We start from the raw sequence: 21,220 nt of genomic DNA, 5'->3' as shown, positions 1-21,220 counted from the left end.
GAAACGCGCGACCCACCAGCACGACGACGCAGACGACGAGGAGGTACGGAACGATGGCGGGCGGTCTCTCCACCGCGGCCCGGTTCATGGGCGGCTTCTTCGAGGTCACCGGGGTCAACCACCGGTACCTGGTGGTCATCGACGACGAGCGCTACAACCTCGGCTCCTGGTCCCGGGTCTCCGGGCTCGGCGTGACCTGGCAGGTCTGCGAGTACCGCGCCGGGGACAGCAACGACGTCCACACCTTCGTGGGCGCGCCGACCTACAGCCGGATCCGACTCAGCCGGGCGGTCTGCTTCGACTCCCAGGTGGTGCAGGAGTGGCTCTGCCAGCAGGCCCGGCGGTACCAGCCGCTCAGCGGCAGCATCCAGCTCGTCGACAGCCTCGGCATCAAGATCGTCGGCTGGGAGTTGAAGCACTTCTTCCCGGTCGGCTGGTCGGTGTCCGAACTCGACCCGAGTCGGGCCGGGGTCGCCGTGGAGACCCTGGAGTTGGCCCACACCGGCTTCCTCGACGACGACGTCTCGTTCTCGCTCTGACCCGGCCCTCCACCACCGCAGCCAGACCAAGAACGGAGCAGTGATGGCGACGATCTCCGCGGGGCAGCTCGGCGGGATGCTGGGCGACCCGAACCAGACCGCGCAGGGGCTGGCCTCCGGCGGCCTGGCGCAGTTGTTCCGCAGCGGACCCGGGGTCCGGCGGACCGACAAGCTCGGCCTCGCCATGCGGTTCCAGGTGACCATCGGCGGCGTCCAACTCGGCCTCTGGCGCTCCTGCCGGGGCCTGCGGGCCGACTTCAAGCCGGAGGTGGTCCGGGTGAGCGGGGACCACGTCGGCCAGTACCACCTGCCGGGCGAGGTCAGCTACCCGCCGATCGTGCTGGAACGGGCCGTCCACCGGGAGCACTCCGCGCGGTTGCGGCGCTGGCTGGTCGACGTCCTGGGCTCCTGGCGGGACGGCACCGGCGACGACACCCGGACCACCGCCCGGATCACCCTGCTCGACGCCGACGGCAAACCGGTCGACAGTTGGCTGCTCTACGGCGTACGCCCGTCCTCGTGGTCCGGACCGGACCTCTCCGCCGACACCAACCAGGTGGCGGTGGAGCGCCTGGAACTGGTGCACGAGGGCTTCTTCCCCGACCTCCAGGCCCGGGCGGCGACGGCCTCGCTGTCGTCGCCGGCGGACGGCACGGTCACCTTCGCCTACAACCCGACCAAGATGAACATCACCCGATCCTCCCGGGCCAGCCAGCTCGTCGGGCAGGGCAAGGGCCTGGTGATCGCCTCGGACACCGCGCTGCGGGTGTCGGCGGGGGAGGTGCTCCTGGTCGGGCCCGACGTCGCGCAGGACGTGCAGAAGCTGATCGCCTTCTCCGGGACCGAGGACCGGAACGGCACCGCCAGCGAGGCCGCCCTGCCCGATCTCACCTTCACCTGGGGCAAGCTCTCCATGACGGTCAAGCTGAGCACGCTGAACGTCAACCTCACCCGGTTCGACGGGGACGGGCAGCCGATCCGGGCCCAGGCCACCCTGGACCTGGTCGTGTTCAAGGGGGAGATCTTCCCCCGGCAGCCCGGTGCCCCCGCGCCGCCCCGCTCGGTGTGGACCGACCCGGCGCAGTGGCGGCAACGGGCCGCGGCGAGCGGCATCGACGACCCGCTCCGGGCCCAGACCCGTGGCGGGGCAGTGCCGACGCCGGGGGCGCGGCGATGAGCGGCGTCGACCGGCGCCACCTGCTCTGGGGTGCGACCGCCCTGCGCCCCCGGGTCACCACCGGCGCGGCCGGTCGGGACCTGCCGGCACCGGTCGCCGCCGGTCTCGTCCGGCTGGTGGTGGACACCCAGCAGTGGCTGCCGGACATGTTCGAGTTGACCTTCGCCGACCTGGACGGTGACGTGCTCACCCGGGCCGGTCTCCAGCTCGGCACGGCGGTGCAGGTCTTCGGCCCCACCCAGGACGGCTCGGCCGAGCACCGGCTGATCAGCGGCGAGGTGACCGCCCTGGAGGGCCGCTTCGTCGACCTCACCGCGTACGTGGTGGTGCGCGGCTACACCCACGACCACCGGTTGCACCGGGTCCGCCGGACCCGTACCTTCCTCAACCAGTCCGACTCCGACATCGCCCGCCAGGTCGCCACCGCCGCCAAGCTCACCGTCGGCACCATCGACGCCACCGGCGGCACGCTGGCCCATCTCGCCCAGGTCGACCAGACCGACTGGGAGTTCCTCACCGGCCGGGCCCGGGAACTCGGCTACGAGGTCGGCGCCGACGGCGACCGGTTCCACTTCCGGCGGGCCACCGCCGCCCGCCGGGCCGGCACCCCGCTGCCGCTGACCTTCCGGGGCAACCTGCGCCGTTTCCTGCCCCGGGTCACCGCCGGCAACCTCGCCCCCGAGGTCGAGGTGCGGGCCTGGGACCCGGTCGCGGCGACGGTGGTCGCCAGCCGTACCGCGACCACCGCCGACGGGGTGAACCTGGGCGCGGGCCGGACCCCGGCCGCTGCCGCCGACGCCTTCGTGCCCCGCACCGCCCCGGCCCCGCGTGCCGGCAACAGCGCTGTCGGTGACGTCGGGCCGCCCCCGGGCCCCCGGGCGCACGTCCTGGTCGGCCGGGGCCTGCCCGTCCCAGACCGGGCCGACGGCGCGGTCCGGGAGGTGGCGGCGAGCCTGGCGGCCGGCCTCGGTGGCTCGTTCGCCGAGGCCGAGGGGGAGACGCTCGGCGACGCTCGGCTGGTCGCCGGCCGGGCGATCCGGGTGGACGGGGTACCGGCGCCGTTCGCCGGCACCTGGACGCTCAGCGCCGCCCGGCACGTCTTCGACGAGACCACCGACGGGTACCGGACCGAGTTCACCGTCGGCGGCACCCAGGACCGGTCGCTGCTCGGCCTCACCGGCACCGACGACACCGGCGGCGGAACCGGGTCGGGTCGGATCGACGGGGTGGTCTGCGGGGTGGTCAGCAACGTCCGGGACCCGCGGAACCTGGGCCGGGTGAAGCTCGCCCTGCCCTGGCTGTCGCCGGACCACGAGACCGACTGGGCGCCGGTCGGACAGCTCTTCGCCGGTCCGGTCGCCGGGGCGTTCTTCGTACCCGAGCCGGGCGACCAGGTGCTGGTGGCCTTCGAGTTCGGCGACGTACGCCGCCCGTACGTGCTGGGCAGCCTGCCCAGCCGGCACACCGGGTACGGCCTGGACGGCGCACAGACCTCGTCGACGAAACCGGGCACCAGCGGCGTCAAGTCGGTCGGCCAGACCGGCTCGGTGATCCGGCGCGGGCTGCTCTCGCCGTCCGGCAACCGCCTGGTCTTCCACGACGAGGTACCGCCCGGCGGCAAGGGCCGGCCCACCGCAGCGAACGTGGTCCTCGGCACCAAGGGCGACAAGCTCGCCCTCGCCATGGACCAGGTGACCGGGGAGGTGACCCTGCGCTGCGCCCCCGACCGGCCCGGGAAGCTGGTCATCGAGTGCACCGGGCAGACCGCCGTGGAGATCAAGGCCGGACCCGGCGGCAGCATGACCCTCGACGGCGGCACCAGCCTGAAGCTCAAGGCCAAGACGGTCGACATCGACGGTACGCAGATCAACATCAGCGGCACCGCGGCGACCGCCATCAAGGGCAAACCCATCCAGCTCAACTGAGGAGTGCCATGCAGGCCGACGTCATCGGCACCGGGTGTGCCTTTCCCCTGCGCGTCCAGCCCCACGGCGGGCTCGCCACGGTCAGCGGGGCCGCCCTGCTCGAGCAGGCGATGCACGTGATCCTGGCGACCTACCCGGGCGAACGCCCGATGCGGCCGGAGTTCGGCTCCCGGCTGCGGGACTTCGTCTTCGAGCCGGCCACCGCCGCGACCCGCCGCGCGGTCGCGGTGGAGATCCGTACCGCGCTGGAACGGTGGGAACCCCGGGCCGAGATCGACGAGGTCGCCGTCACCGACGACCCGGCCGGCGGCGACGGGCTGCTGCACATCGACATCCGCTACCGGGTCCGCGGCACCGAGGATCCGCACAGCCTCCAGCTCGACCTGCGGACGTTGCCCGGTGGCGAGGCCCCGGCCGGGGCGGAGGTGCCGAACTGATGGCGCTGCCGGTCCCCGCCCTCGACGACCGTACCTACGACGACCTGGTCGCCGACGCGCGTCGGCTGATCGCCGACCGCTGCCCGGAGTGGACCGACCTGCACCCGGCCGACCCCGGCGTGACCCTGATCGAGACCTTCGCGTCCCTGACCGACCAGCTCATCTACCGGCTCAACCGGGTGCCCGACCGGCTCTACGTGAAGTTCCTGGAGCTGATCGGGGTGCGCCTGGTGCCGCCCACCGCAGCCCGGACGTCGTTGACGTTCTGGCTCTCCACGCCGGCCCGGGCCATCCAGGTCGTCCCGGCGGGCACCCGGGCGGTCACCGTCGCCGACGGCGACGACCCGCTGGTCTTCACCACCCTGGCCGACCTCACCGTGCCGCCCTGCGCCCTGACCCGGTTACGCGTCCGCACCGCCGACGGGACCACCGACCAGACCGCCGCCCTGGAACTCGGCGGCCCGGTGGCCGCGTTCTCCGCCGTACCCCGGCCGGGCGACGAACTGCTGGTCGGCCTGGACCGGCCGGTCGGTGGCTGCGCGGTGCGGCTGGAGTTCGAGGGCCGGGTGGACGGCGTCGGGGTCAACCCGCAGCATCCGCCGCTGCGCTGGGAGGCGTGGGTCGCCGACGGCTGGCGGGAGTGCGAGGTCAGCCTGGACGAGACCGGCGCGCTCAACCGGCCCGGGGCGCTCCTGCTGCACGTACCCGAGGGACACCAGGCCACCCTGGTCGACGGCGTCCTCGCCGGCTGGCTGCGCGCCCGGGTGGTGGAGCCCGAGGAGGGCCAGCCGGCCTACCGCGCCACCCCGGTGATCCTCGGCCTGGCCGCCAACACCGTGGGCGGCACCACCGAGGCGGTGCACGCCGACCTGGTCGACGACGAGGAACTCGGCGACTCGGAGGGGGTGCCCGGCCAACGTTTCCCGCTGTCCCGCCGACCGGTGCTGACCAACCTCGGCGACCCGGTGCTCGAGGTCAGCTCCGACGACGGCTGGCAGCCATGGACCCCGGTTCGCCACTTCGCCGCCAGCGGCCCGGACGACCGGCACTTCCTGCTCGACGGGGTGGCCGGGGAGGTCGTGCTCGGCCCGGCGGTCCGGCAGCCCGACGGCACGCTGCGCCGCCACGGTGCCGTGCCGCCCCGGGGCAGTCGGCTGCGGCTGCGCCGCTACGCGGTCGGCGGTGGCAGCCGGGGCAACGTCGCCGCCAGCGCGGTCCGCGCGCTACGCACCAGCGTCCCGTACGTCGCCGGAGTGGAGAACCGCCACCCGGCCAGCGGCGGCGTGGACGGCGAGACCCTGGACGAGGCCCGCCGCCGGGGCCCGCTGACGCTGCGCAGCCGGGACCGCGCGGTCACCGCCGAGGACCACGAGGTGCTCGCCCGCGAGGCGGCCCCCGAACTGGCCCGGGTGCGCTGCGTACCGAGCGACGGCGGCGGCCCGCCGGTGGCCCGGATCCTGGTGGTGCCGGCGGCCCCGACCGACCGGGGCCGGCTGCGGCTGGAGGACCTGATCCCGGCCGAGGCCAGTCTGACCCGGGTGGCCGAGCGGCTGGACGCCACCCGGCTGATCGGTACCCGGGCGGTCGTCGAGCCGCCCCGCTACCGGGGGGTGACCGTGGTGGCCCGGGTGGTCGCCCGGCCCCGGGTCCGCGTCGACCGGGTCCGCGAGGACGGCCTGGCCGCCCTGTACGGCTTCCTCAGCCCGCTGGCCGGCGGCGGCCCGGACGGGCTGGGCTGGCCCTTCGGCCGCCCGGTGCAGGCCGGGGAACTCTTCGCCGTGCTGCAACGGGTCCGGGGCGTGGAGCTGGTGGAGGACCTGAGGCTGTTCACCGCCAACCCGGTGACCGGGGAACGGGGTGCCGAGGCGGGCCGGGTCGACCTGGAGCCGGACAGCCTCGTCTTCTCCTTCGACCACCAGCTCCGAGTGGAGGAGCACTGATGCGCGGCCTGGTCGACGTGCGGATGCCGTACCCGGTCGCCGGGTTCCTACCCGCCCTGTTGCAGGAGGACGACCTGCTGGTCCGCTGGACAGCGGCCCTGGACCAGGTGGTCGCCCCGGGGGTCTCCACCCTGGACTGCCTCGACGCGTACCTCGATCCGTGGCTGACGCCGCCGGACTTCCTGCTCTGGCTCGGCGAGTGGGTCGGTGCGCACCTGGACGAGAACTGGCCGGTCGAACGGCAGCGCGCAATGGTCGCCAACGCGGCCGCGGCGCACCGGCTACGGGGCACCGCGCGCGGGCTCCGAATGCTGCTGGAGCTGGCCACCGACGGCGAGGTGGAGGTCGTGGACTCGGCCGAGGTCTCCTGGTCGACCCACCCGCGATCGCACACCGGGCCGGTCCCGCCGGCCCGGCTGCACGTCCGCGTCCGGGCGGCCGAACCCGACCGGGTCGCCCGGTACGCCCTGGAGGAGTTGATCCGCGCGGCCGTGCCGGCCCACGTCGCGACGACCCTGGAGGTGCTCGGCCGTGACCGTCTGTCGTGAGTGCGGCAACCACAACGGTGACGCGGACACCTTCTGCGGTTCCTGCGGGAGCTTTCTCGAGTGGACCGGCGAGAAGACCACGCCGAAGGTCACCGTGGAGCCCGATCCCGAGCCGGAGCCGGAGCAGCGCCTGCGTCCGACCCTGCTGCAACGCATCGCCGGCGTGATCGCGCCGGCCCCGGGCGGTTCCCCGGTCGACCAGGGCGTGGTCCGGGTCTCGGACGGCTCCGCCCGGGGACCGGGGGCCCGTCCCGGGCTGGGCGGTCCCCCGGGGTCGCCGGGTGGACCCGGCGGGACCCGACCGGGCCCACCCAGCACCGGCCGCCCGGGTGCGCCGCCCGGTCTCCGTCCCGGCCCGCCCGGGGTGTCCCGTCCCGGTCCGCCGGGAGGGGGCGGACCCGCAACGCCCCCGGGCGTGCGTCCCGGCCCGCCCGGCACCGGCCCGGCGGTTTCACGTCGCCCCGGACCCGGCACCGTCGGCCCGAGGGCGGTGCCGTCGGGGATCCCGGCACCGGGAACCGGTGGCCCAGCGACCCCGGCTGTCCGTCCCGGTCCGCCGGGGACCGGCGGCGCGGACGTTCCGGGCGCTCGTCCGGGCCCTTCCGGCGCCGGTGGTGGTGCGGTCCCGGGGCTTCGTTCCGCACCGGCTGGCCCGCCGGGCGTGGGCGCGAGGCCGCCGGGTACGGGTGGGCCGCCGCGCCGCCTGCCCCCACCGCCACCGGGGGTGGCCAACGCACGGTTGCCCCGACCGGTCGAGCGCCCCGCCGGCACCCGGCCCGGCGTGCCCGACGGACCACCGTCCGGCCCGGCGCGGCCTGCCTCCGGCGAACCCGGGAGCGCTGGAGGGTCCGGGACCGCTGCCGGGCGTGCCGGGCTGTCCCGGCCGGCCGGATCGGACCCGGAGCACGAACCGGTCGACGCGGTCGAGGTGGCCGCCGTCGCGTCGGCCGTGCCAGAACCGACTGACGGGGCGGACCGGGCCGACGATCCGGACGAGGAGCCCGTCCCGGCGCCGCGTCCCCGGCGCGCGCTCGCCGCGCCGCACACCAGCCCACTGGTGGCGACCGAGGAGGACCCGGCCAGCCAGGCCGGGCGGACGACCACCGGCCGGACGTCCGGGCGGCCCCGTGCCGGTGGTTTGGTCGGCTCCGAACCGGAGGAGGTGACGCCCCAGCCGGTCCGGCCCCGGACGGCCACGACCGGCCGACGCGCTCCCACCCGCCGGCTGGAACCGGGTGACCTGATCTGCGGCGAGTGCGGTGAGGGCAACCCGCCGACCCGCCGGTTCTGCAGCCGCTGCGGCGACTCGCTGCGTACCGCCGAGGTGGTCCGCCGCCGGTGGTGGCAACGGCTACTGCCCCGGCGCGGCCCGAAGGTCGCAGCGGCGGGCACCCGTCCCGGCACCCCGGGCGGCGGCTCGGGCGGCGGTGGCGTCGTCGGTGTGCTCCATCGCGTCTACCAGCGGGCGAACGCGGTCGCCGCGGTGCTGCTCTTCGCGCTCGGTGTCGCGTACCTGATCCATCCGCCGCTGCGGGAACGGGTGAACGCGGTCGTGGTGCCGCCGGTGCGCGACGCCCGCACCTGGGTCGACCGGAAGCTCAACCCCCGGTTCGTGGCGGCCCGGCCGGTGGAGGTGACCGGCAGCGCGTCGGTCGCCGAGCACGGCCCGAACCTCACCGTCGACCAGTACCGCAACACGCACTGGCAGGTCCGCTGGGACGCCGAACAGCCGCCCACGGTGACCCTGCGCTTCGGCGCCGAGGTCGACCTGGAACGGCTCATCGTCACCGCCGGGACGGCGGAGGACTACACCGCCTCGCACCGGCCGGCGAAGTTGCACCTGGTCTGGTCCACCAACCGCTCGGACACGCTGACCGTGCAGGACACCGGCGAGCCGCAGACCCTCACGCTGACCGCCGCCAAGGGAGTCACCAGCGTGCAGATCCAGGTCACCGACGTGTACCGGGCGGAGAAGGGCACCGACGTGGCCGTCAGCGAACTCGAGTTCTTCGCCCGGGAGTGACGCTCCCCGGCCGCGCGGTCCACCGCGCCACCACCCCGACCACCCCCGTCGGTCACCCGTCCGGCGGTCCACCTGAGACGGAGGTACGTCCGTGGCAGAGGCAGCCATCGTACTGAACACCACCGCCGGCCTGACCGGGTTCGTCACCGGCCAGGCACGGGGACTGACCGAAGGTCTGTTCCAGGTCACCGGCTTCAACGACGCCCGCTTCGAGAAGGAGATGCCGCTGGACATGCTGGCCTCACCGAACCCACTCGGGGACAAACAGGTCGTCATGGTGCGGGGCAGCCAGTCCGTGGACCACGTGTACTGGCTGCGCTACCTGCGCCGGGGCAAGGTCGGCGTGACCGACCGGAAACGGGTCTGCGTGGAACTGCTGGTGCGGTTCACCACCTTCGACTACGTGCCGAAGGCCGGCCAGCACCTGAAGACCCGCCACCTGGACGCGCTCGCCGACTACCCGATGTGGGGCATCTCGGGGCTGAGCATCTCGCTGATGGCCACCGGCCGGGGCCGGAACCCGTTCAACAAGTTCAACGAGGTCGGCAGCCTCGTCTTCGACACCACGCCGATCACCAGCGGGCTGCCGCACTTCCGGATCAACTACCGGGTCCAGCACCAGGCCAAGACCGTCATGGGGGCCACGCTCGCGCTGAACCACAACGACGTCGGCGCGTTCCTGGTGCACAGCAACGGCCTGCTGGAGATCGCCCCCGGTGAGGGGCGTACCGAGAAGCACTTCCGCATCACGCCGCTCAGCGGACGGGTGCACAACCGGCCGAGCCTGATCGGCGCGGCCGACGCCCCGGCCGGCCGGGTGTCCCTGCTCGCCGCCACCCGGATCACCCGGAGCGCCTGGCAGGCCGCGCACGCGCTCGCCGCGCACGAGCACGACAGCCTGCGGGTGATCGGATTCGACCAGCTCAGCGGCCCGGACACGCTCACCGTCGACAGCGCCGCCGCCAACGGGGTGGTGGCCCGGACGGGCCAGAACGGCCGCCAGGGGGCGATGCGGCTGGAGTACATCCGCAACGGTGCCGTGCTGGGCAGCCAGGTCCGCACCAAGATCAGGGTGCTGCTGCTGCTCCGCTACACCCTGGTCCACTACTTCACCGATCCGGACCAGGCCGGCCACCGCCAGGTCGTCCAGCAGAACGGGGTCCGGTACGCCAGCTTCCAGGACGTGTCGCTCACCGTGCTGGACACCGTGGCGGGGGATCCACTCGTGGTCGGCGAGGACGGGACCAAGTACGACATCAAGGCGATCAAGAACCGCTTCCACGAGACGTCGACCCTGCGGTTCGGCGCACGGGTCGAGGAGGTCAACGGTCAGGTCGGGGCCCAGGTGAAGATCACCTGGCGGGCCCAGCACGCGGGTTCGGTCGGCAAGTCCCAGTCCCACGACGACACCGGCAACTTCCGGCTCGGCGTCGACCAGTCCGGCAATCCGGTGCTGCGCCTGCTCGACGAGGACAGCAACAAGTACTTCACCGTGACGGCCTGACAGGGGAGTCGAGATGAGCAACTACCCGGAGACCTTCGACCCCACCGGGCCGGCGAGCCTGGAGGACGCGTACCTCTACCTGAACTGGACGGCGGTGAGCGTCGGCCGGATCCTCGCCGGGCAGCCGGAGACGAGCTGGGAGCTGCTGCCCGGCCTGCTCGGCGAGAACTGGGGCGACCTGGACTGGTACCAGCACAACGAGTGGCTGGCCGACTTCTACGACACCGTCTACCAGTACGCCAGCTCCGTGCCCCCGGTCGAGATCTTCGCCGTGGACGAGCTGGGCGAACCGGCGGCGGACATGGCGCGCGTGATCGACAGGGTGGTGCAGACCTGGACCCTCGCCGCCTACCAGGACCCGGAGGCCGACGAACAGTCCGACGACGAACAGGACCAGTGGTCGGAGCAGGACCAGTGGACCGGGCAGGACCAGTGGGTCGAGCACGACCAGTGGACCACCGGGCGGGAGCAGTGGACGCCCCACGACCACGACACCGGGCTCGACCCGTCCGGCGGCCACCACCCGGCGGCGGAGTACGACCCGACCGCCGTGTTCGACCCGGAGACCGGAACCGCCGACCAGCCGGACCTCACGCGGCAGGAGCCGCTGACCCACGTCGACCCGGACGCCGCCCGGCAGGTCCTCGCCAAGGTGCTCGACGACGAGGTGGACGACCTCTCGGCCGAGGACGAACTGATCCTGGCCACCGTGCTCACCGTCGAGAGGTTCCAGTACCTGGCCCGCGAGTTCGACCTGGTCTGAGGGGGCGCTCCGGGACGCCCGGGTGGACCGCCGACCGGTTTCACCGACCCGCGTCGGCTGATCCCACCGGCCAGCCCCACCGGCTCGGCACCGCGCCGGCCGTCCCGCGTCACCCGACGCCGGGCGGCCGGCCGGCGGGCCCCCACCGGCCGAGGCCGTCGAGCCGGTCGGCCTCCCGCCGGTACGCCGTCTGCTCGGCGGCGGTGAGGCCGGCGACCGGGCCGATCCCGGCGAGCAGCCGCAGGCTGCGCAACCGGCCGAGGAGATGGCCTGTCTCCCGGTGCGTCGCCAGCGCGTCGCGGGCCGTCCGTACCGCCGCTACCGGGTCCCGGCCGCTCAGCGCCTCGGCCCTGGTGACCAGGGCGTGGCCCACCCAGACCCGGTACCCGGCGGCCCGGGCCACCTCCCACGCCTGCCCCGCCACAGCGAGCGCCTCCGTCGGATCGGTCCGTCGGTGCACCTCGGCCAGTCCGATCAGCGATTCCGCCTGTTCACCGTGGGCACCGCTGGCCCGGGCCAGCGCCAGCGCCCGCCGGTGCTCCGTCACCGCGGCGTCGCCGTCTCCCCGCCGCAGGTGCACCATGCCCAGCACGTTGCGGGCGGCGGCCTGCTGGGGCGGGTCGCCGACCAGCTCGGCCAGGGCCAGTGCGGCCTCGGCCAGTTCGGCCGCCCGAGCCAGGTCGTCCGCGTGCACGTGCAGCGCGGCCAGTCGCCGCAGGCTCTCCACCTCCGTCGGCCGGTAACCGGTCTCCCGGCTCACCTCCAGGGCCTCGCCGAGGTGGGCCAGGGCATCGTCGTACCGGCCGAGGGCGTACTCGACGTCCCCGAGGTTGCTCAGGCTGATTCCCGTGTTCATCCGCATGCCGGTACGCCGGGTCAGCGCCAGCCCCTGCCGGAAGACCTCCTCGGATTCGCGTAGCCGACCCATGTCGCGGTAGATGACCCCGAGGTTGCCGAGACTGGTGCTCAACCGCTCGGCTCCGCCGAGCCGTTCGTGGATCTCCACCGCCCGTCGGGTCAGCTCCGCCGCGTCGGCCAGCCGCCCGGCCCGCAGGTGCATCAACCCGCAGGTGCCGTACGCCGCCGCCAGCCCTTCGGGCCAGTCCGCCCGGATGGCCGCGTCGATCATCGCGGTGGCGTGTTCCAGGCCCACCCGGTACTCGCTGCGGCGTAGGTGCAGGCTGGCCAGTCCCAGCCGGCTCGCGGCCTCGCCCGCCTCGTCGCCGGCGGTCTGCGCGGCGCGCAGCGCGTGGGTCGCCGCCAGGAAGCCGTCGCTGTGTGGGCGGAACTGGTAGTACCCGCGCAGCGCGTCGGGGACGCGCCAGGCGGCCGGGTCCGCGTGCTCGGCGGCGTGCGCGACGACCCGGACCAGGTTGGTGCGCTCCGCCTCCAGCCAGGCCATCGCCTCGCCGGCCGAGGCGAACCCCGCCGCGTCGTCGGTGCCGAGGTGCCTGCTCGACGGCAGGCGCACCATCTGCGGGTAGATCGCTGCCGCGGCGGCCTCGGTGCGTCGCTGGCACCAGGCGTAGAGCCGCCGGTTCGCCGCGCGCAGCTTCGGTGCCGGGTCCTCGGCGGTGGCCCGCTCCACCGCGTAGATCCGCAGCAGGTCGTGGAAGGTGTACCGGCCGGTGCGGGGCTGCTGCACCAGGTGTGCGGCGGCGAGCCGGTCCAGCTCCCGCGCGGCCGTGGCCTCGTCGACCGCGGCGACGGCGGCGGCCGCCGGCGCGGTCACGTCCGCCCCGGGAGCCGGCCCGAGCAACCGGAAGAGCCGGCGGGTCGAGGGGGGCAGCGCCGCGTACGACAGGTCGAAGGCCGCCCGGACGGCGGCCTGGTCGTCCCCCTCGACCCGCAGCCCGGCGAGCTGGTTGCCGGCGCTGAGCCGGGCGGTGTGCGCGCTGATCGGCCGACCCGGATGATCGATGAGGTCGGCGGCGGCGATCCGCAGTGCCAGCGGCAACCGGGCGCACACCTCCGCCAGCTCGGCGATCTCGGCCGGGGCGGCGGCCACCTGGTCGGCAGGGATGATCCGGGTCAGCAGGGCGCTGGCCTCGGCCCCGGTGAGCACGTCGAGGGCGATGCGGCGCGCGCCGTCGATCGCGACCAGCCCACTGAGCCGGTCCCGGCTGGTGACCAGTGCCAGGCAGCCGGGGGTGCCGGGCAGCAGCGGTCGGACCTGGTCGGCGCTCGCCGCGTTGTCGAGCACCAGGAGCATCCGGCGGCCGTCGAGCAGGGTACGCAGCAGCGCGGCGGCCTGGCCCGGGTCGACCGGGATCTGCTCGGCCGGCACGCCCAGCGCGTGCAGGAACCCGGCGAGCGCCTCGCCCTCGCGGACCGGGTTGGCCGTCGAGTAGCCCCGCAGGTTGACGTAGAGCTGCCCGTCCGGGAAGTGCTGCCGCACCCGGTGGGCCCAGTGCACCGCCAGAGCGGTCTTGCCCACCCCGGCCATGCCCGTGATCGTGGCGACGACGACCGGCCCGCTGGCGCCGGTCGACGCGGCCAGCAGGGTGTCGAGTGCGGCCATCTGGCTGCTCCGGCCGGTGAAGTGCGCGACGTCGGCCGGCAGTTGGGCCGGCGGCCGGTGGCCGGGCATCCGGGGCGGTGCCGGCTCGACCGGCCGGGGCGGAGCCGAGGCGGCCGTCCCGGCCCGAGGCACGATCACCGGCAGATCCTGCCGGAGGATGCGTAGCTGCGCCTCGCGCAGTTCCGGGCCGGGCTCCACCCCGAGCTGGTCGGCGAGGCGGTCCCGTAGTTTCCGATGCAGGGTCAGCGCCCGGGCCTGCTGGCCGCAGGCGGCGAGGGCGAGCATCAGTCGGGCGTGCACCTGCTCGTGCAGCGGCTCGTGGCTGGCCACCGCGCTGAGCTCGCGGACCGCCCGGTCCGGCAGGCCCAGCTCCACGGCGAGCGTGGCGTACGTGACGGCGGTGGCGATCCGGCGGCGGTTCAGGGCGGCGGCGGTCGGATGCTGGGCCAGGCCGGGCCCGAGGTCGGTCAGGACCGGTCCCCGCCACAGGGCCAGCGCCTCGGCCAGGCGGTCCAGGCTCGGCAGGTCACCGGCCACACTGCCCTCGGCCCGACCGATCAGGGCGGTGAACCGGGTCAGGTCGAGCTGCCGGGGGCCGACGCGCAGCTGGTAGCCGCCACCGGCGTGCACGATCGTCGTGCCGCCGCCGCTGGTCGCCCCACCGCTCCCGCCCGCCCCGGCAATGCCGTTCGCCCTGCCGCCGCTCGTCCCGCCGCCGGGGTGGGCGAGCGCCCGGCGGAGCCGGGCCACGTAGGTGTGCACCAGGTTCAGGCAGCTGTCCGGCGGATCGTGGCCCCAGAGGACGTCGACGATCTCCTGCCGGGAGACGGTCGTCTCCGGATGCAGGGCGAGCAGACCGAGCAGCATCCGCTGCCGTCCCGAGCCCAGCGCGACCGGCTCCGCGCCCACCCGCAGGGTCAACGGACCGAGCACGCCGATGCGTAGCGACCCCGTCCCGCCGGGCGGCTCCGGGCCGGGTGGCTCCGGGTCGGGCGGGCCGACGGCCTCGGCGATGCGGCGCAGTGACTCCGGGCGGGGAGTGCGTACCCGACCCTGTTCGATGTCCCGTACCGCCCGGACGCTGATCCCCGCCCGACGGGCCAACTCCTCCTGGGTCAGCCCGGCGCGCAACCGCCGGAGCCTCAGCTCGGCGCCGTTCTCCGCCATCTTCCGGTCCCCTGTTCGCCCCCGCGGCTCGGCCGGCCACCACCGACACGTGATCCTGGCGGTTCGGGGTCAGGTGATCCAGCGAAACCGGCCAGTAACCACAGTGGAGCGTAGACGGACCGAGCACGGAGCGTGGACCATCCGCCCGGGTAACCGTTCTGCCGGTTTCTGCCGGTGCCCGTCCAGCCCGTCGTTGCCCGGACGGGCAACTCCGCAGCTCGACAGGGAGGCGATGGACAGGACCGCCGTCCGGTCGCGTCCAGTGCGCCGCCAGTCCCCGGGCCACCGGGTTCTCTACCGTTTAGGCCGGGTCGGATCACCACCGCCGGCTGGTCCCGCCCGTCACCCGAGACACCGCCACTCCGCGACCCGACGGCCGGCCCGCAACCCGGCGACCGTGTCGCGTACCCCCGATGCTCGTTCGACCCCACAGGCTAAGGAACCGTCATGACCGGACGTGCGCAGGCACACATTCGTACCCCCGACCCGATCTCCACGGCCGGCATCACCGCGGCCCTGCGCGGGCGGATGGAGATCGAGGTCGTCCCCGAGGATCGGATCACCGCCGAGACCGTCGGCGTGGTCGCCGCCGACACGCTCGACCAGGAGGCACTGGACCTGATCCGGGCGGTCCGCCGGCTGGGCTGCCGGCGCTTCGTGCTGGTCGCCGCCGTCGAGTCGGACACGGCCCTGATCCCCGCCGTGGAGCTGGGGGTACGCGCCCTCGCCTCACGGGCCGAGGCGACCAGTCACCGGCTGGCGCAGCTCGTCGTCAGCACCGCCTCCGGGGGTGCCGCGATGCCGCCGGAAGTGCTCGGCCGGCTGGTCAAGCAGGTCACCCGGTTGCAGCAGACGGTGCTCGCCCCGCGCGGCATCGACGTCAACGGGCTGTCCCACCGGGAGAGCCAGGTGCTGCGGCTGGTCGCCGACGGGATGGACACCCGGGAGGTGGCCACCCGGCTCAGCTACTCCGAGCGGACCGTCAAGAACGTGCTGCACGACATCACCACGCGGTTCCAGCTGCGCAACCGCACCCACGCGGTGGCGTACGCGGTGCGCGAGGGCCTGATCTGACTGTGCGTATGGCGCCGTTGGTTCCGAGGGAGCGTCTCCGGCGGTGCCCGGTTTGGTGGGGGCCGTACGGGCGTCCGGCTTGGCAGATACCGGATCTCCACCTACGATCAGTGCAATGGCACACCTTACTGATGGGTCCAGGCGTGCGTGCCCGCAGCAGGTGGTGATCGTGTTCGGTGCCGCGAGGGCGACAGCGGCTCAGCCGGCCGCGGCGGCGAGAGGAGGGTGCCGATGACCGTCACCGCGACCTACACGATCCCTGGCATGCGCATCCGGGACCACGTCAGCGAGGTGCCGCTGGATTGGTCTGACCCGACGCGCGGCGACATCCAGGTCTTCGCCCGTGAGATCGTCGATCCCACCCGGGCCGGGGAGGACCTGCCGTGCCTGGTCTACCTGCAGGGCGGACCGGGCGGGAAGGGGCCCCGTCCGCTCACCCGGTCCGGCTGGCTCGGCCTGGCCCTGCGCGATCACCGCGTGGTCCTGGTCGACCAGCGTGGCACTGGCCGCAGCACCCGCGTCGACGGCCGCCGGATGAGCGCGTTCGCGACGGCGGAGGAGGCTGCCCGCTTCCTCGCGTGCTTCCGGGCTGACTCGATCGTGGCCGACCACGAGCACCTGCGGAAGTCCGTCTTCGGCGGCGGGCGCTGGTCCACCCTCGGGCAGTCGTACGGCGGCTTCGTCACCCTGACGTACCTGTCGAAGGCTCCGGAGGGCTTGAGCGCCTGCTACGTCACCGGTGGCCTGCCCGGTCTCGACCCGTCGGCGGCGGAGGTCTACCGGCGTACCTACCCGCGAGTGGAGGCGAAGAACAGGGAGTTCTACCGGCGGTACCCGCACCAGGTCGCGCAGGTGGGTCGGATCGCCGATCGGCTGGCCGAAGGCGACGTGTTGCTGCCCGGCGGCGATGTGCTGACGGTCCGCCGGTTGCAGTCGCTCGGCATCGACCTCGGCATGAAGCCCGGATACGAGCGCATGCACTGGCTGCTCGACGAGGCGTTCTCCGGGGACGAGCTGTCGGCGACGTTCCTGCACCAGGTGCTGGCCAGGACGGCGTACAGTGACAACCCGCTCTTCGCGGCCCTGCACGAGAGCATCTACGGACATGGCGCCGCTGCCACCGGCTGGGCGGCCCAGGCGGAGCGGGAGAGGCATCCGCAGTTCGCCGAGGAGACCAGGCCGCTGCTGTTCACCGGTGAGATGGTCTACCCCTGGATGTTCCAGGAGATCGCCGAGCTGCGTCCGTTTCGCGACGCCGTGGAAGCGCTGGCGGTCCGGGACGAGTGGCCACCGCTCTACGACCTCGACCGGCTGGCCGGCAACGAGATCCCGGTGGTGGCCGCCGTCTACCACGACGACATGTACGTGGACGCGGGTCTGCAACTGGACACGGCGTCCCGGGTGGGCAACGTCCGGACCTGGATCACCAACGAGTACGAACACGACGGCCTACGCGAGGACGACCGGGTCTTCGCCCGGCTGACCGAGATGATCAACGAGGTGGGCGGAGGAGTCCGCGACATCGACGGATCCGACCCGAGCTCGTCCGCTCCACGGCAGGAGGGAATTTCCGTTGCGTGATGGCAGGCCGCCGAAGCTGTCCGAGGTCGCGGCGTTCACGGAGTACATGACGACGGGCTGGGACGTGCCCGACCGCACCCCGTCGGTCGTGCCCGGCACCGCCGAGGCGGCTGCCGCCCACCGGGCCCGCCTGGCCGAGGCCCTCCCGGGCCGGACTGTCGTGTTGGCGGCCGGGGAGGCGCCCGTACGCAGCAACGACACGAGCTACGACTTCCGTCCGGACAGTGACTTCTTCTGGACGACCGGCTGCTCGGTCGAGAACGCCGTCGTGGTGTTGCGCGGCGGCGACGCCACTCTCTACCTGCCGCCGCCGGCCCAGCCCGGTGACCCTGGCTTCTTCGCCGACGCCCGCTACGGCGAGTTGTGGGTGGGCCCGGCGCCGGGGCTGGCCGACTGGGCGAGGGCGCTGAACGTCGAGGTTCGGCCGCGCGCAGAACTCACCGAGGACGTGACTCGGGACGAGGAGGTCGCGCGGACCCTCGCCGAGTTGCGCATGTACAAGGACGAGTGGGAGATCGGGCAGCTCCGGGAGGCGGTGGACCGCACCGTCGAGGGCTTCGCCGCGGTCGTCCGGGAGATCCCCACCGCGATTGCGGGGCCCGGGGAGCGGTGGCTGCAGGGCACCTTCGACCGGTACGCCCGGGCGTACGGCAACGGCCCCGGCTACACCACGATCGTCGGTAGCGGCCGGCACGCGCCCACCCTGCACTGGGTGCGCTGCGACGGCCCGGTGCTGCCGGACGAGGTGCTCCTGCTCGACATGGGGGTCGAGGTCAACAGCTACTACACCGCCGATGTCACCCGGACGTTTCCCGCCTCCGGGCGGTTCTCGCCGGCGCAGCGGCAGGTGCACGACCTGGTGGAACAGGCCCACAGGGCCGGGTTGGCGGCGGTGGGCCCGGGCCGCCGGTTCACCGAGTTCCACCACGCGGCGATGGAGGTGATCGCGCGGGGCCTGGCGGACTGGGGGCTGTTGCCGGTCTCCGTGGACGAGGCGCTGTCCGACACCGGGCAACACCACCGGCGCTATCTGGTGTGCGGAATTGGCCACCACCTGGGGCTGGACGTGCACGACTGCGGCCGAGCCGCGGAGGAGGCCTATCAGGGTGCGGCTGTGGCGCCCGGCATGGTGCTGACGGTCGAGCCCGGACTGTACTTCCACCCGCACGACCTGACCGTGCCTCCGGAGCTGCGTGGGATCGGTGTGCGTATCGAGGACGACCTGCTGGTCACGCCCGACGGTCCGGAGGTGTTGTCCAGCGCGCTGCCGCTGGAGGCCGAGGGCCTGGAGAAGTGGATGGCCGTGCATGGATGATGTGACATTGCACTGTGTATTTTCCCCGTACGATCGATGAGGAGCCAGCAGTGACCACCCCCGCAAGGCCCTGGCGCGGCGTGCACGTCGCGACGGCGCTGCCCCTCCACGACGACCTCTCCATCGACTACGACGCGTTCGCCGAGCACGTCGGGTTCCTCGCCGCTGGAGGCTGTGACGGCGTGACGCCCAACGGCTCCCTCGGTGAGTACCAGACGCTGACCCCGCAGGAGCGGGAGCGCGTCGTCGAGACCGCCGTACAGGCCGCCCCCGCCGGATTCGGCGTCATGCCCGGCGTCGCCGCCTACGGCGCGCTCGAGGCCCGCCGCTGGGCCGAACAGGCCGCCGAAGCCGGAGCCACCTCCGTCCTGCTGCTGCCGCCCAACGCCTACCGCGCCGACCGCCGGGCAGTGGTCGAGCACTACCGCGAGGTCGCGCGCGCCGGACTGCCTGTCGTCGCCTACAACAACCCCATCGACACCAAGGTCGACCTGGCGCCTGCGCTGCTTGCCGAACTGTTCCAGGAGGGCTTGATCGTCGGGGTGAAGGAGTTCACCGGCGACGTGCGCAGGGCGTACGAGATCAACGAACTGGCCCCCGACCTGGACATTCTGGTCGGCGCCGACGACGTGCTGCTCGAACTGGGTATCGCCGGCGCCGTCGGCTGGATCGCCGGCTACCCGAACGCGATCCCGGAGAGCACCGTGGAGCTCTACCGGCTGGTCACCTCAGGCGACCCCGCCGACATCGCCAAGGCCCTGCCGATCTACCGGGACCTGCACGCGCTGCTGCGCTGGGACTCCAGGACCGAGTTCGTCCAGTCGATCAAGCTGTCGATGGACGTCGCCGGGCGCAAGGGCGGTGCCTGCCGTCCGCCACGCCTGCCGCTGCCGTCGGAACTGGCAGCCAGGATCACCGCCGACACCGAAGCGGTGCTCGCCAAGGGCTACCGATGAGGTCCCGCCGCACGTTCCACGTCGTCGACTCGCACACCGAGGGGATGCCCACCCGGGTCGTCGTCGGTGGCATTGGCACCATCCCCGGGGCGACCATGGCCGAGCGCCGGCTGTGGTTCATGGAGAACAGCGATGACGTCCGCACGTTGCTGATGTACGAACCACGCGGCCACGCCGCGATGAGCGGCGCGATCCTGCAGCCGCCGACCCGTCCCGACGCCGACTACGGCGTGCTCTTCATCGAGGTCTCCGGGCTGCTGCCGATGTGCGGCCACGGCACGATCGGCGTCGCGACGGTCCTCGTCGAGACCGGGATGGTGCCCCTCGTCGAGCCGGTGACCACGATCAGGCTCGACACTCCCGCCGGCCTGGTCGTCGCCTCCGTGACGGTGCGCGACCGTGCGGCGGAGTCGGTCACCATCCAGAACGTCCCGTCTTTCGCGTACGCGATCGACCGGAAGATCGAGGTACCGGGCATCGGCGCGGTCGAGTACGACATGGCGTTCGGCGGAAACTTCTACGCGATCGTCGACCTGGCGGACCTCGGGCTGCCCTTCGACCGCGCCCGCGCCGGCGACCTGCTCGCCGCGGGTCTGGCGATCATGGATGCGGTGAACGAGCAGGACCGGCCGGTGCACCCCGAGCGTGACGACATCAACGGCTGCCACCACGTCTACCTGAGGGCCCCCGGCTCCACCGCCAAGCTGTCGCGGCACGCCATGGCCATCCACCCCGGCTGGTTCGACCGGTCCCCGTGCGGCACCGGCACGAGCGCCCGGATGGCGCAGTTGTGGGCGCGGGGCGAGCTGGGCATCGGCGAGGACTTCGTCAACGAGTCGTTCATCGGCACCCGCTTCACCGGGCGGCTGCTCGGCGAGACCACGGTCGGGTCGCTCCCCGCCGTGCTGCCATCGATCACGGGCAGGGCATGGGTCACCGCGACGGCACAGTTCCACCTCGACCCCACCGACCCGTTCCCCGCGGGATTCCTGCTGTGAGCCCGGTGCCGGTCCCGGACCTTCCTGACATCGGTCGCAGAGAGAACCTCCGCGACCGGATCAGGGAGGCCCTGCGTGCGGCGATCATCTCCGGCAAGCTGGAGCCCGGCGTGGTGTACTCGGCTCCGGCGCTCGGCGCGCAGCTCGGCGTATCGCCCACACCGGTGCGGGAGGCCATGCTCGACCTGGTGAAGAGTGGCCTGGCCGTACCTCATCCGAACAAGGGCTTCCGCATCACGGAGGTCTCCGAGGAGGACCTCGACAACCTGGCCGCCGTGCGGCTGCTCATCGAGCCGCCGACCGTGCGCAATGTCGTGGCGGTGATCCCGAAGGCGGACTTCCCCGAGCTGAGGGCACTCGCGCAGGCCATCGTCGACGCGGCGGAGCGCGGCGACCTGGTCGGCTACATCGAGGCCGACCACGTCTTCCACCTGACCCTGCTCGGCTACAGCCGCAACCGCTTCCTGGTGGATGTCGTGTCCGACCTGCGCTCGCGGACCCGGCTGCTCGGCCTGACCCCACTGTTGGAGAGCGGCAGACTGGGCCGCTCGGCGGCGGAGCACCACGAGCTTCTGGACTTCATCGAAGCCCGCGACCCGTCCGGGGCCGAACTGCTGATGCACCGCCACATCGGCCACGTTCGCGGTCTGTGGGCAGACAGCGTCAAGGACGCCCCATGAGGCGAAGCGGGGCGGCATGACCGAGCGCAGCGAGCGGATCCACGGCGCGGTCGAGCCCCACGCTGCCGCCCA

At 73.4% G+C, this 21,220-nt stretch carries 16 protein-coding genes; 15 read left to right on the top strand and 1 reads right to left on the bottom strand.

Annotation, left to right across the window (positions count from 1 at the left end):
- Positions 1 to 53 precede the first annotated feature (53 nt).
- The 9 genes from ACGF5G_RS16825 (at position 54) to ACGF5G_RS16785 (ending at position 10,856) form a co-directional block, all read left to right on the top strand.
- Complete coding sequence (locus ACGF5G_RS16825) at positions 54 to 539, top strand: phage tail protein (protein WP_393263570.1); 486 nt, start codon at positions 54 to 56, stop codon at positions 537 to 539.
- Between the two features lie 43 nt (positions 540 to 582).
- A complete protein-coding gene (locus ACGF5G_RS16820; protein ID WP_393263568.1) occupies positions 583 to 1,716 on the top strand; it encodes a phage tail protein in 1,134 nt (377 codons plus the stop codon).
- Entirely contained in the window at positions 1,713 to 3,641 is a 1,929-nt protein-coding gene (locus ACGF5G_RS16815) for a phage baseplate assembly protein V (protein ID WP_393263566.1), read from the top strand. Before ACGF5G_RS16820 ends, ACGF5G_RS16815 begins: the two co-directional genes overlap by 4 nt.
- 8 nt (positions 3,642 to 3,649) lie before the next feature.
- On the top strand, positions 3,650 to 4,078 hold the full coding sequence (locus tag ACGF5G_RS16810; RefSeq protein WP_393263564.1) for a GPW/gp25 family protein: 429 nt from the start codon (positions 3,650 to 3,652) through the stop codon (positions 4,076 to 4,078).
- Positions 4,078 to 6,018 (top strand): putative baseplate assembly protein, encoded by a 1,941-nt coding sequence (locus tag ACGF5G_RS16805; protein ID WP_393263562.1) that lies wholly within the window; start codon positions 4,078 to 4,080, stop codon positions 6,016 to 6,018. Before ACGF5G_RS16810 ends, ACGF5G_RS16805 begins: the two co-directional genes overlap by 1 nt.
- Positions 6,018 to 6,566 carry a phage tail protein gene (locus tag ACGF5G_RS16800; protein WP_393263561.1) on the top strand — a complete coding sequence of 183 codons (549 nt, stop codon included), beginning with the start codon at positions 6,018 to 6,020 and terminating at the stop codon, positions 6,564 to 6,566. The genes ACGF5G_RS16805 and ACGF5G_RS16800 overlap by 1 nt, the downstream gene beginning before the upstream one ends.
- A gap of 949 nt (positions 6,567 to 7,515) precedes the next feature.
- Positions 7,516 to 8,589, top strand: a complete 1,074-nt coding sequence (locus tag ACGF5G_RS16795; protein WP_393263559.1) for a zinc ribbon domain-containing protein — start codon at positions 7,516 to 7,518, stop codon at positions 8,587 to 8,589.
- Between the two features lie 91 nt (positions 8,590 to 8,680).
- Positions 8,681 to 10,093, top strand: coding sequence for a hypothetical protein (locus ACGF5G_RS16790; protein WP_393263558.1), 1,413 nt, complete (start codon positions 8,681 to 8,683; stop codon positions 10,091 to 10,093).
- Between the two features lie 13 nt (positions 10,094 to 10,106).
- Positions 10,107 to 10,856 carry a hypothetical protein gene (locus ACGF5G_RS16785; RefSeq protein ID WP_393263556.1) on the top strand — a complete coding sequence of 250 codons (750 nt, stop codon included), beginning with the start codon at positions 10,107 to 10,109 and terminating at the stop codon, positions 10,854 to 10,856.
- Between the two features lie 109 nt (positions 10,857 to 10,965).
- On the opposite strand, the gene ACGF5G_RS16780 is transcribed toward ACGF5G_RS16785, so the two are convergent.
- Complete coding sequence (locus ACGF5G_RS16780; protein ID WP_393263554.1) at positions 10,966 to 14,544, bottom strand: BTAD domain-containing putative transcriptional regulator; 3,579 nt, start codon at positions 14,542 to 14,544, stop codon at positions 10,966 to 10,968.
- 447 nt (positions 14,545 to 14,991) lie between these two features.
- Here ACGF5G_RS16780 and ACGF5G_RS16775 point away from each other — a divergent pair, with 447 nt between their 5' ends.
- The 6 genes from ACGF5G_RS16775 (at position 14,992) to ACGF5G_RS16750 (ending at position 21,148) form a co-directional block, all read left to right on the top strand.
- Positions 14,992 to 15,618, top strand: a complete 627-nt coding sequence (locus ACGF5G_RS16775) for a LuxR C-terminal-related transcriptional regulator (RefSeq protein ID WP_393263552.1) — start codon at positions 14,992 to 14,994, stop codon at positions 15,616 to 15,618.
- A 231-nt stretch (positions 15,619 to 15,849) separates the two neighbouring features.
- Positions 15,850 to 17,199, top strand: coding sequence for an alpha/beta fold hydrolase (locus ACGF5G_RS16770; protein WP_393263550.1), 1,350 nt, complete (start codon positions 15,850 to 15,852; stop codon positions 17,197 to 17,199).
- Positions 17,192 to 18,514, top strand: coding sequence for an aminopeptidase P family protein (locus ACGF5G_RS16765; protein WP_393263548.1), 1,323 nt, complete (start codon positions 17,192 to 17,194; stop codon positions 18,512 to 18,514). Before ACGF5G_RS16770 ends, ACGF5G_RS16765 begins: the two co-directional genes overlap by 8 nt.
- Before the next feature lie 50 nt (positions 18,515 to 18,564).
- The gene (locus ACGF5G_RS16760; protein WP_393263546.1) at positions 18,565 to 19,470 is read left to right on the top strand and encodes a dihydrodipicolinate synthase family protein; all 906 of its coding nucleotides are present in this window, start codon (positions 18,565 to 18,567) and stop codon (positions 19,468 to 19,470) included.
- Positions 19,467 to 20,468: a proline racemase family protein gene (locus tag ACGF5G_RS16755; protein ID WP_393263544.1), complete on the top strand. Its 1,002-nt coding sequence runs from the start codon at positions 19,467 to 19,469 to the stop codon at positions 20,466 to 20,468. The genes ACGF5G_RS16760 and ACGF5G_RS16755 overlap by 4 nt, the downstream gene beginning before the upstream one ends.
- Positions 20,465 to 21,148 carry a GntR family transcriptional regulator gene (locus tag ACGF5G_RS16750; RefSeq protein ID WP_393263542.1) on the top strand — a complete coding sequence of 228 codons (684 nt, stop codon included), beginning with the start codon at positions 20,465 to 20,467 and terminating at the stop codon, positions 21,146 to 21,148. Before ACGF5G_RS16755 ends, ACGF5G_RS16750 begins: the two co-directional genes overlap by 4 nt.
- Positions 21,149 to 21,220 lie beyond the last annotated feature (72 nt).

The sequence above is a fragment of the Micromonospora sp. NPDC047730 genome (genome assembly GCF_043204765.1).
Lineage (GTDB): Bacteria > Actinomycetota > Actinomycetes > Mycobacteriales > Micromonosporaceae > Micromonospora.
This window is presented reverse-complemented; position numbering and strand designations above follow the sequence as displayed.